Origin of the sequence: Parabacteroides leei (assembly GCF_023369805.1) — a bacterium.
Classification (GTDB): domain Bacteria; phylum Bacteroidota; class Bacteroidia; order Bacteroidales; family Tannerellaceae; genus Parabacteroides; species Parabacteroides leei.
The window spans coordinates 313654-325451 of the sequence record NZ_JAMBQG010000003.1 but is presented as its reverse complement, the minus strand read 5'-3'; the positions used below and the strand labels follow the sequence as shown (position 1 = coordinate 325451).

Below are 11798 nucleotides of genomic sequence, written 5' to 3'. Positions count from 1 at the left end.
AAAAACAAGCCTGGTTTAGTTTTGGTTCTGATCTCCAACCAAATAATTGTCAATTGTCAATTGCCGACTGTCAATTTTTACTACATTTGCCTTTACAAATCTTTAAACCATATTAATACCATGAGACATTTATTTTTAGGAAAGCTGTTCATTGTGTTGATTTCCATGTTGTGTGTATGCTCGGTGTCAGCCAGGAAACCTATCAAAACTTTATTAATAACAGGGCAGAATAACCATAACTGGCAGGTCAGCCATGTGGTGTTAAAACAGATACTGGAAAATTCCGGCCGTTTCTCAGTCGATTTCGCGGTTTCTCCTTCACAGGGAAAAGACATGTCAAGCTTTGTACTTGATTTTACTCCTTATGAATTGGTAGTACTCGATTATAATGGTGACTCCTGGCCGGAGGAAACAAACAAACGTTTCCTCGATTATGTACAAGGGGGTGGCGGAGTAGTGATCTATCATGCCGCCGATAATGCTTTCTCCAAATGGCCGGAGTTCAATAAGATATGTGCTTTGGGAGGTTGGGAAAACCGTAATGAGAATTCAGGCCCTTATGTCTACTGGCAGGATGGCAAACTGGTCAAAGACAGTTCTGCCGGTCCCGGAGGCTCACATGGCAGCCAGCATGAATATGTTTTGAACGGACGTGATAAAGTGCATCCGATCGTCAAAGGTTTACCTCTGAAATGGCGTCATACAAAGGATGAATTATATGATCGTATGCGTGGGCCGGGTAATATCGATGCTCTCCTGTATACTTCTTATTCTGATAAGGAAACAGGCGGATCAGGTCGCGAGGAACCACTGATCTTCACTGTCGATTACGGCAACGCCCGTATCTTCCATACGATGCTCGGACATGCCGGTGAGACGGCTGAAAATAATACAGCTATGCAATGTACGGGTTTCCAGGTTTTACTGTTGCGTGGTGCTGAATGGGCGGCAACCGGAAAGGTGACTCAGAAAGTGCCGAAAGACTTCCCTACGGAAACGGAGTGTTCTTATCGTAAAGACTATAAAGAACAGAAATAATAGTACTTTTTTATATTAATGGATAAGACGACTCAAAAGGTCGTCTTATTTTTTTTGTTATTATTTCTCCTCATCATATTATTCAATCTCTGCATTATTTATTGGGGTTATCTGACAGGGGGATAGGCTTTTATTTTCTTTGCTTTTCATAACCTTTGCTGTATTGGCTTATTGGGGAAAAGTGCGTATTCTTGGGTCATAATAATAACTATATGACATAGATGGCAAAAAATCAAACAGCAGATCTGTTTTTAGCAGATGTATTTAAAGATCAGATCGATTATCTTGGCAAAAGTAAAAGCCAATTTACGGTCGACAACTATCGGAACGTCTATCGTTCCGTTTGTGATTTTGTAGGAAAAAAAGTAGATAAGCTCAAGGTGAAGGATATAACGGACTTATGGCTTAATGCTTATGTTATGCACATGCAGAAAAGCGGAAGTTTATCGTTAGCTAGTGTAGATAATTATTGTCGTATACTACGTGCGGTTTACAATAAAGCGGTGAAGACGTATTCGATACCTGCCGGTTCCAATCATCCTTTTACGAATATTCGTATACCTGTTCCCGCCACCTTGAAACGCTCACTAGAGAAAAAGGCGGTTTTAGACATAATCAGCCTTGATCTTTCCGGGAAGAAAGAACTTTGTAAGGCGCGCGACCTGTTTATGTTCCTGTTTTATGCACGAGGTATGTGTTTTGTGGATGTGTTTAGTCTGCGTTATGACTCTATAAACGGTGAGTATATTTGTTACAAAAGAAGTAAGACTTCTGCACCATTGCAGGTGAAAATTGTGCCTGAAATGAAAATGATCATGGAGCGTTATCGTGAGTCAGATAATCCCTATGTTTTTCCTTTTTTACGAAGGAACTCGTATGGTGGAAAAGATATTTCAGAAAAAAGTTCACTGAGGCGTATCAACCGTCAGTTAGGTAAGATAGGAGAAATGTTGGGATTGAAGCTAACTACTTATGTGGCGCGACACAGTTGGGCCTCGTTGATCGAAGAATGTGGAATGAGTATCGCTATTATCAGCCAGGGAATGGGGCATGGCTCGGAACGAGTCACGAAAACTTACATGAGAGGAATGCCTTCACGTGTGATTGATAATGCAAATGAAGAGATGTTAAACAGATTGATAAGAAAGAAATCAATAGAGAAAGAAAAAAAATGTCCCCTTCTTAGTAAGAATGAGACATCTGCTGGTTGATTTTTTTGAGCCTTTATTATTCAAAGGCTATCTTCCTGCAAATGTACATGTTATTATTTAATAAACAAATAAAAGATATGAAAAAGTAACCTTAAATTAAATCTTATCAGAAGAAAAACGCCTGTCTAAAAATACTATTCTATTTAATAACTCATCTTTAATCCGTTGTAATTCAACAAGTATACGATCTTCGTTTAAAGATGTCTCATTCTTACTAAGAATGAGACATGTACATAGGGTAGAAGATATGAAAAGAACGGGATTAAGAACGAAAATCAGGGTAAATCTCTTGCTGATCTCTTTGTTACTGCAATTGTCGGCTGTCGTAGCGCATAGCCAACAAATTGGAGTCAGGACGAATACGCTCTGGTGGCTAACAACAACACCGAATCTGGGTGTAGAGGTAGCGATTAGTAAGAAGCTGACTCTCAGTGTAGATGGAAATTACAATGCCTGGACGTTCTTTTCAGATGGCATGAGTCTGCGTCACTGGTTGGTACAGCCTGAACTTCGTTACTGGTTCTGTAAAAGCTTCGAAGGACACTTCCTGGGTGTGCATGGACATTACGGTCGTTATAATGTCGGACAGATTCCTTTCCTGCCGGATCTGGATACATATACTTATCGTGGCGAACTTTATGGTGGCGGTGTTTCTTATGGTTATCATTTTGCAATAGGGCGTCGTTGGGGTTTGGAATTGACCGCGGGTGTTGGCTATACCTATTTGGAATATAATAAATATGTATGTTCTGAGTGTGCGGAACTGATGGGCCGGTATAAACGGCATTTCTTCGGACCTACGAAGTTGGGGGTTTCTTTTATCTATATTATACATTGATTGGTATGAGACAAGCCATTAACACACCCTCTGTCTCCTCTCGAGAGGGGAAAAGTTACCATCAGATACTACAATCAGGTAGTGTTGGGAGTATTCTTTCCCTTCTCGAGAGGGGTCAGGGGGTGTGTCATTGGCTGTGTGTCATTCTTTTAATAATGAGCACCACCCTTTATGCTAAAGAGGTTACCCCCGACGGCATCCGCATCATCCCGCAGAGCCTTACTGTAAGTGACGATAGTGTCCATATCGACCTGAAGATCACCGCTACCGGTATCCGCATCCCTTCCGAAGAGTCTCTGACGTTGATCCCGTCACTCCATTTCGGAAAGAAAGAGGTGGCCCTTCCTCCGGTAGTTCTTTCCGGTAGCCGTCGTGCCCGTTTCGATCGTCGTGAAGAAACGGTGAATCCTGACCGTAACAAACCGCTCGCTTATCATACCTGGATCGGTGTCAAACGTGGAAATAACTACACCCTTCGTTATAATGTCAGTATCCCTTATGCCTCGTGGATGGAGCATGCCGAATTGCGTTTAAAGCAAATCAGCAAGGATTGCTGTACCGAACTGGTGTTGGCTGACGACATACTAACCACCGATATCAATCTGCCTTCACCTTGTGCTTTATTAGCGGCAAGTGAAGATGTTATCACACAACAGATGCAGGATAATCCGAAACGGGAGGCTGTTGTTCCGCAAAAGAAAATTATAAAGGAGATTATGCAGGTTCAAACGGTAGACACTTTCCAAAAGGTCACTAATCTTTATTTATATGCTGAAAATGTAAACATCCAAAAGTTGGAAGAAACTCCACCGTCAAAAACTCGAACACAGGAACAGCATGTCGCTGCCGCTACCCTTTATATCGACTACCCGCGTGGCGGTTCGAGAGTAGATCCTGCTTTTGGTCGTAACCGGCGTGAATTGCTGAAGGTAGACAGCCTGCTTACTCCGCTTTTGGGTAACCCTTACATATATATAAAGGAAATCCGTGTTACGGGTTATGCATCGCCCGATGGTGCTTATTACGATAACGAAGCACTAGCCAAAGCTCGTTCTTTAGGTTTTCGTAGCTATCTGACTAAATCATACGGGTTGGAAGATTACCCGTTCCGTACTGCCTGGGTGGCGGAAGACTGGGAAGGACTGCGCCGGTTAATCCGTGGTAAATCTTATGAAAAAGCTACCTGCTTTATAATAGACAATTACGGCATCTTTGAAGGACGCGAACGTTACCTGATGGATCTGAACGGGGGAGTACCTTACAAAGAAATGCTCCGTGAACTTTTCCCGAAGCTGCGGCGTATGGAGATAAATATAATATATAATGAAAGATATGAGAAGTAACCGTAAAACAACAGTGGTGTGGTTTGTGCTCTTGTCTTTTGTCCTGACCATGCTTATTTCTTCCTGCAATATCGACAGGGATCTGGAAGAATGTCCTTACAATGCCCGCTTGGAATACTGGTATACCGGAACCGGCCAGGCCAATATATTACCCGATTATATCTACCGGATGAAAGAGTTTGTGTTCGACTCCTTACAAGTGCTCCGTCAGGTAAACGAACTGGGAGGAAAAAAGAATATAGCCGCCGAATTAAACCTGCCTCCGGGTAGGTACACGCTCGTAGCTTGGGGCAATCTGGATAGTTGTAGTAGTCTGAATGACTCGGAGGTAGGGCGAACGAAGCTAACTGATATCCTATTGTATGCCAACAATCCCGTTCCGCCGTCAACCCGTATAGATTTACCATTGCGACAACAAAACGGTGAGCAGCTTTACTACGGATATGCCTCGTTCACGATCAAAAACAGGGGTGTTTCGCGGCAGCGCATCGATATGGTACATGCCCACTTGAAACTGGATGTAACGGTGAAGTGGAAAGGAAAGGCTCCTGCCGATACCGGTGATTTGTATATGTCGCTTAACAATATGCCTTCCGTTTATCGTTTCACGCCTGCCTTTGAGGTAAAAGGGTCGCCTTACTCGACGTATGGAACGGCCGCCGACGGTAGTCCTACGCGTTCCGGAATCTGGTATTACATACCGGAACGTTCGGATGATTATCCCTTGATAAGTTATGAGGTTCCAGTCAAAATGGATATAACGCATAGTGTGAACGCGACCTTCGTAACGTACCGTATCGGTAGCGACGACCACCCTGTGCTTCGGCTTTACGGCGGTGGTAAGCTTCTGATTAAGGAGATCGACTTATATAAATATTTCCGCACGATGCAGATCGATCTGGATGAAAACCTGCGTCAGGAATTCAGTCTGGTGTTGGAGGTGGATGCGGGCGGTGGTATCATCGTTTCGTCGGCAACAGTAAGCGACTGGGTGGACGGTGGTTCGATAGGAGGAATGATATGAACAATAATAATAGGATTTATGAATAAACATCAGGCAATTGCTTTGTTGGTCGTAGTAGCGACAGGGTGTTCCGCTCCCCGCTCGTTTGTGGAGAAGGAGGGTGCGGGAGAAGTACAGCAAAAACATATACCTCTTATGCGTATGCAATCGGTTGCTCAACTACAGGTAGACGCTGCTTCAGTTTATGGGCAGATGATCGAGTATTATTTGGAGAGTGAAAAGACAGCCCGTGACGGGGAACTGGCGGATAGGACGCAAGCCGTGTCGCGCAGGCTTGATGCTGTCCTTTCTTTTAAACCGGGCAGTACGGAGTTGTTGCCGTCGTATGGAGGTAACCGTACGGAACTGGAACGTATCAGTCATGAACTTGCCATACTGATGGCAGAGACCGGTGGTAATTTGCAGACAGTTTGCATCACCGGTTATGCTTCGCCGGATGGAAATACGAAACGCAATGAAGAGCTTGCTGCCGGACGGGCTTTACGCTTCAGTAATTATCTGAGTCGGAAAGAAGGTATTCCACAGCCAAAGATAATTGTCGGTGGATGTATGGAAGATTGGGATGGATTACAACGGCTTGTATCGGAAGCCCGAAAGCCGTATGCAGCGCAGGTGACTACCGTGTTTGCTCAGACCCCGGATGCCGATTCCCGACGTAAAGCATTGAAAGCCATCGAAAAGGGGCGCGTATGGAAAGATATGGAACAGACATTGTTCGGCCGTTTACGGCGTATGGAACTCGAGGTTATTTACCAGTTGCAGGAAGAGATCCCAGCTACCGACAATACAGATATGATGGAGAATACAACAGACCTGAATCGTTTGCTGGCATTATTTAACAATCACCCGGAGCAACTGACATTGGATGAATTACAGACAATCGCTCTTGTGTTTCGCCCCGGTACGGAACAATTTCGTGAAGTGTATGAACAGGCAGCTTACCGTTTTCCCGATTGCGCTGCGGCACAGCTTAATGCCGGCGCTGCCGCCCTTGCTGCAGAAGATACGGAAGCAGCTCGTTTTTTCCTGAGTCGTGTGGAAAATGATCCGCGTGCATGGATTAATCTTGGTGTCCTTTCTCTTATGGAGCATGATGCCGAAAGCGCTTCCGGTTGGTTTCGTAAAGCCTTACCTTATAAACCGGTGTTGGCACGCAGGAATTTACAGTTATTGAAGAATATCTAATCGCAGCCATTGGGGGCTGCCCAGTATAAACAATTTAATTTTATGATTTATGAAAATGAAGTATTATTTGATGGCGCTTGCGGGTCTACTGATGTCCTCCTGCAGCGATGACAATGATTCTTTGGGCCTTGATGGCGGTCAGGGTCAAACGGGTAGTCGCGAGCTCTCGTTTGTGTTCCCCGGTACAGCCCAGGGAGTAGTTCCGTATGCCGTAACGGCTTTGGATGCGGAAAATGAACTTAGCACATTGGATATTTACGTATTCGGTGTCGACTCAATGAATGGTGCCAGTCCCAAACCAATGGTGTTGGAAGAGATCTTCCGTAGCGGACAAGGGTATACGCTGACGACGAACGGGTCTGACAAGCAAGCAAAGATCAGTGTTCCGGCCGGGAACAACAAAGCCTTCTTCTTTGTTGCCAACGCTCGCGAACATCTGTCGCTCGACAGTGTGGTATTGCATGATACCGACACGGCTGAATTCAAGAAAAAAATGAGTAATACGCTCAAAGGGCATATCACCTGTCCGATGCTGATGAGTGCGCAGGTGGATATGCCGGATGTGGCACAGACGGTAGCCGATGCCAATACTGCCGGCACCGGTGTTAAGGTAGAGCTTACCCGCCGCGTAGCCCGTTTCGACATCAAGAACAACAGCGAAACGTCTAACTTTGTGATCAGCAAGATTGCTCTAGCCGATGTGCCGGGTAATGTTCCTTTGTTCCCACGTGACTCGTATACTGCTCCGATCGTGGCAGAGATGCCCATCATCGATTTTTCAGCGATGAAGAATTCGAATGCGGGTGTTACAAACAGTGCGTTTTATCTGTATCCGATCAAGATGACGACAGGCAGCGAAGTTGCTTTCTCTCTGGTTGGAACGAATCTGGTTACAAATGCTGCCCAGGTACTGGATGTCGAGTTCAAAAATTATAAGACGGATGCAGTGGTAAACGTCGAAGCCAACAACCGTTATCTGGTGGAGGTGGAAGACCTGGGTAGTGGTGAACTGACAGCAACCTTGAAGGTAATTGAATGGATCGTGGGTGATACCGTTAATGTTAATACCGGTGACGGAACCATTAGGCTCAGCAGTGAAGATGCCGGTTTTGCCAATAACACATTATCTATTGTTGCCGAACCGACCCTTACCGACTCTGTAGCGATAGCCGTTGCTGCCGATGGTGAATGGGAACTGATCGTAGAAGACCAGTACAAAGACTGGATCGGTGTCAGTGTACTTGCAGGCGATACAGTGTTGAAAGAGTTTAAGGTAACCACCTTGCTACCCAACCCCAGCAGCAAAGAAGAACGCCAGGGTGTAGTCATGGTACAGAACGTGCGCCGTCCCTCTATCCGCCAGCCGCTTATCATCAAACAAGCCGCTCAGGACCCGACAACCGGCCGTTTCCTTGATATCTCCGGAAAAGCCGTAGCTGGCAACCTGTTGAGTTTTTCGGGTGAAAAGACCGACAGTGATTCTTTGAACGTAACGATCTCCGCTCCTGCGGGAACAACATGGACAGCCACAAAAACGGGTTCGTGGTTCACTTTCGGAAAAGAATCGACCTTGAAAAGCGGTGCTGCCGTTGATGGTTCTACTTTTGAAGGAACCGGTAAAGAGACTTTCTCTATAGCCCCGACTCCTAATACGGATAAAGATAACGCAAGAGTGGATACGATCACAATCACAATCGCTAAGTCGGGTGAACTGAAAACGGATCTGGTACAGAAACTAATCGTTCGTCAGGCCGCTCAGAATCTGGGTTCAATTACAGCCAAATGTATCGGCCTGTCTAACGGCAAAGTGACATTACCTGCCACAGGCTTTACGGATAAGGGAGATAAAGATGGCAGTCATGTAGGTGAACGTAAGGTCACAGTCAATGCAACAACCGAGTGGAAGGTTGTTATTCCGGTCGATGCAGCCGGTTGGTTGACTCAGGAAGGATCAATAATCCTTGTTCCTCAGAGCCAGAACGGTAGTTTCTATCTGAAAGCAACAGCAAATACGGCAGTTGATGCCACAGAACGTACGGCAGTTGTTCGTATCGAAAACGTCCAGGATGCAACAATCTATCAGGAAATTACATTTGTACAAGCAGCTGATCCTGCTCCTGCTCCGGTGACAAAACCTACTTTAGGTGTTTCCGCCCTGACGGTAGACAACGATGGTACTAACCTGAGTGCATCAACGATCACAATTAGCGGTATCGATGCTTCTGAGCTTAGCAATTGGAGTATCGAAGGTAGTTACAATTGGATAAGTGCAGTGTTGACTGACGAGACAACGATCACGTTGACAATGGCCAGCGATGGAAACGAAGACAATTCCGGAACGGGTGCCACAGAACGTATAGCCACATTCACATTGAAGCATGGCACAGATGCTAATGCATCTGTTACTTTCAAAGTAACTCAGGCCGGTGAAACATTGCCCACGGCTCCAGTATTGGCTTCGAATGCCCTGACGGTCGACAAAGATGGTACTAACCTGAGTGCTTCTACAATCACTATCAATAGTGGTGTTGCTGATGCCGGTGAATGGGAAATCGAAAACGATGGCAGCAATGCCTGGGTAAGCGCTGTATTAACGGATGCCAGCACCATAACTGTAACAATGGCCTCTGACGGAACAGAAGACAACTCAGCCGGATCGGAGCGTGTAGCTACTATTAAATTGAAGAACAAAGCTCATCCTACAGTATCTGTAACATTTACTGTCACTCAACCGGGTGCTTAAGATTAGACAAACTAGTAATAATATTAAAACAGAAAAATCATGAATTATAAATTAGCCATGGTTCCTTTATTGTTAGCCGGCATGTTTGCTTCGTGTAACGATAGTGAGGAACTAATCAAGACAAATCCTGATTTTGTAGAAGCGGGCTATGGCGCGCTTACGCTGACCTTAAAATACCCTGATGCTCAAAAAACGAGAGCGGTTGGTGATACGCTGGTAGGTGTAGCCTATGATAAGGAGAAAACCATCAGCAGTGTTGCTTTCTTTGTCAATACGGAAACAGAGACTGTTGACGGAGTGGAACAGTACGGTGCTTTCGGCGGTTATTTCAGCGATGAAGAGGTTCTTTCTGCCAATGGTTTGCAGGAAGAGCTGGAAGAAGTCGTAGCCAATACACCGGGTGAGTATACCGCCAAGATCCGTCACCACAGTGACGGTTGGAAGAATCCCCAGGTGATCGTTATCGCAAACTATCTTGAGAATGGCTTGGCCGATAAACTGAAGGCCGTGACAAACTGGGAAGAGTTGGGTAAGGTGGTGTCTGAAACTGTCTCTAAGAATCCACAGACCCCTCTTTTAATGTATTCAACTAAAACGATCGAAGCCTGGAAACGTCAGCCGGGCGGTAATGGTGGTGGTTCTGCTTCGATGGATTTCGATATGGATCGTTTGGTCTCTCGTATCGACATTCATAACAATGCTTATAACAAGGCAGACGAATCCGCCGGTTTTGTGTTGACCTCCGCTCAGCTGGTTCGTCCCAAAACGTCTTCTTACCTTTTGCCGGGTTTGCCGGGTTCAACGGGCTTGCCTGCTCAGGATGTATCTTCTGTTCCTTTCGAAATAAGCGGAACGGTAGTCGAAGAAGGAATCGATCCTGACATCATCCAGAAGTTGGATAGTTTGTATGCTTATGAGAATGACAATGCTGATGCAGCTACTGCAACAGCCGTTCAGATCAACGGGACTTATCGTGGTGGTAAGATTTCTAAAGTGATTGACTTTAAGAAAGCGGATGGTGTAGGTACGACCGGTGATCCTATCGCCCTGGCTCGTAACCACCGTTATGTGGTCAACATCAATGCAGCTCCCGACAGTACGGATATCACATGGGATATCGTGGTAAAAGAATGGTCTGAGTCTGATACGATCAAGGTGAAACCTGTTTATACGAAACCTGTACTTTCAGACTTTGTGGAAGTCGATATGAAGGGCGCTGTCTGGGCGGAAGGAGCGAAAACATTGGATATAACGAATGTATCAGCAACCGGTGGAAGCATGACCTTCAAAACGATCGGAACAACCGCTTCTGTGGTGAAGTTAGCTTATGGGTTCGATGCGGATGCTTCTTCTATCGGTGGCAAGAGCGATGCAATAGCGAAAGCAGGCGATGCCATTGTCACTTACGCAGGTGCTAAGGTAGAAACTCCGATCACGATCAATATCCCTAAGCAGAATGATGATGAAAGAGTTCCTTTGGATATTTATGTAATCGTTCAAAACGGTGGTAATCTGAGTGCTTGCGATACGATAACGATTAAGAGCCGTCCGGTTTATAACGGAGTAGCCAATGCCAACCCGGTGTTGATGAAGGATGGCAAATATTGGGCTCCTATTAATGTTGGTGCAACGACTGTAAATAATAAAGCTGTTACCACAGCTAATACAGATATTACTGCCGATTGCGGCAAGTTGTTTCAGTGGGGACGCTTGTATGGTTTTACTGCTACTAACAATGCTTCAACAACAGCAGCCGATACCACTGGTATAAAGGATTTGGGTCGCCCTGTTCAGGCAGATCTTGCTAACATATCCAAGTGGGACGGTAAATTTATTTACAGTACATCTGCCCTTCAGTATAACTGGTTGCAGATCAACGGTGAGGGTAATCCTAACCCTGCTGGTGCCGATATGGGAAAAGGTGCTTGGTATCAACAGCTTTGGAATGTTAATGAAGGTAAGGATAATAGTGATGTCGTAAAGAATACAGCAACAGATCCTTGCCCAAAAGGTTGGCGCGTTCCGACTCAGGCTGAATGGATTGCTATCGGTGCAGGATTAGAACCAGCTCAATCCGGTACAACTTGGGATGCTACCAACTTACGCTTAACCGTTCCCGGCAAGGAAAGCGGAAAGAACCTTCTCTTGCCTGCTGCGGGCTACCGCGGCAACAGTACTGGAGGCTCCTACTATCAGGGTAGCTACGGCTACTACTGGTCGTCGTCTGCTCCTGCTGTTAGCGTCAGCGCCAGCAGCGTGTACTTCAGTAGCGCAGGTAAGTTGATTGCGAGCACGAGCAATCGTGCCAGCGGCTTCTCGGTGCGTTGTGTCCAAGAATAAAGGGAGGCGAATTGCCTCCCGCATCCGATTAATTTGATTGATTTGATTATTTCTTAAGACCCGCCGAAAGGCGGGT

8 protein-coding genes are annotated in these 11798 nt (G+C 45.6%); all 8 read left to right on the top strand.

The window, feature by feature from the left end; all coding sequences use genetic code 11:
* The first annotated feature begins 120 nt into the window (after positions 1-120).
* A complete protein-coding gene (locus M1P97_RS07260; protein WP_249388718.1) occupies positions 121-1038 on the top strand; it encodes a ThuA domain-containing protein in 918 nt (305 codons plus the stop codon).
* Positions 1039-1259: 221 nt separating this feature from the next.
* Positions 1260-2249 carry a tyrosine-type recombinase/integrase gene (locus tag M1P97_RS07255; RefSeq protein ID WP_195372165.1) on the top strand — a complete coding sequence of 330 codons (990 nt, stop codon included), beginning with the start codon at positions 1260-1262 and terminating at the stop codon, positions 2247-2249.
* A gap of 247 nt (positions 2250-2496) precedes the next feature.
* Positions 2497-3087 carry a DUF3575 domain-containing protein gene (locus M1P97_RS07250; RefSeq protein WP_195372164.1) on the top strand — a complete coding sequence of 197 codons (591 nt, stop codon included), beginning with the start codon at positions 2497-2499 and terminating at the stop codon, positions 3085-3087.
* 155 nt (positions 3088-3242) lie between these two features.
* Positions 3243-4430: an OmpA family protein gene (locus tag M1P97_RS07245; RefSeq protein WP_195372163.1), complete on the top strand. Its 1188-nt coding sequence runs from the start codon at positions 3243-3245 to the stop codon at positions 4428-4430.
* On the top strand, positions 4411-5454 hold the full coding sequence (locus M1P97_RS07240; RefSeq protein ID WP_195372162.1) for a FimB/Mfa2 family fimbrial subunit: 1044 nt from the start codon (positions 4411-4413) through the stop codon (positions 5452-5454). The genes M1P97_RS07245 and M1P97_RS07240 overlap by 20 nt, the downstream gene beginning before the upstream one ends.
* A gap of 18 nt (positions 5455-5472) precedes the next feature.
* Positions 5473-6639: an OmpA family protein gene (locus tag M1P97_RS07235; RefSeq protein ID WP_195372161.1), complete on the top strand. Its 1167-nt coding sequence runs from the start codon at positions 5473-5475 to the stop codon at positions 6637-6639.
* Between the two features lie 49 nt (positions 6640-6688).
* On the top strand, positions 6689-9382 hold the full coding sequence (locus M1P97_RS07230; RefSeq protein ID WP_249388717.1) for a hypothetical protein: 2694 nt from the start codon (positions 6689-6691) through the stop codon (positions 9380-9382).
* A 39-nt stretch (positions 9383-9421) separates the two neighbouring features.
* Positions 9422-11722: an FISUMP domain-containing protein gene (locus M1P97_RS07225; protein ID WP_249388716.1), complete on the top strand. Its 2301-nt coding sequence runs from the start codon at positions 9422-9424 to the stop codon at positions 11720-11722.
* Positions 11723-11798 lie beyond the last annotated feature (76 nt).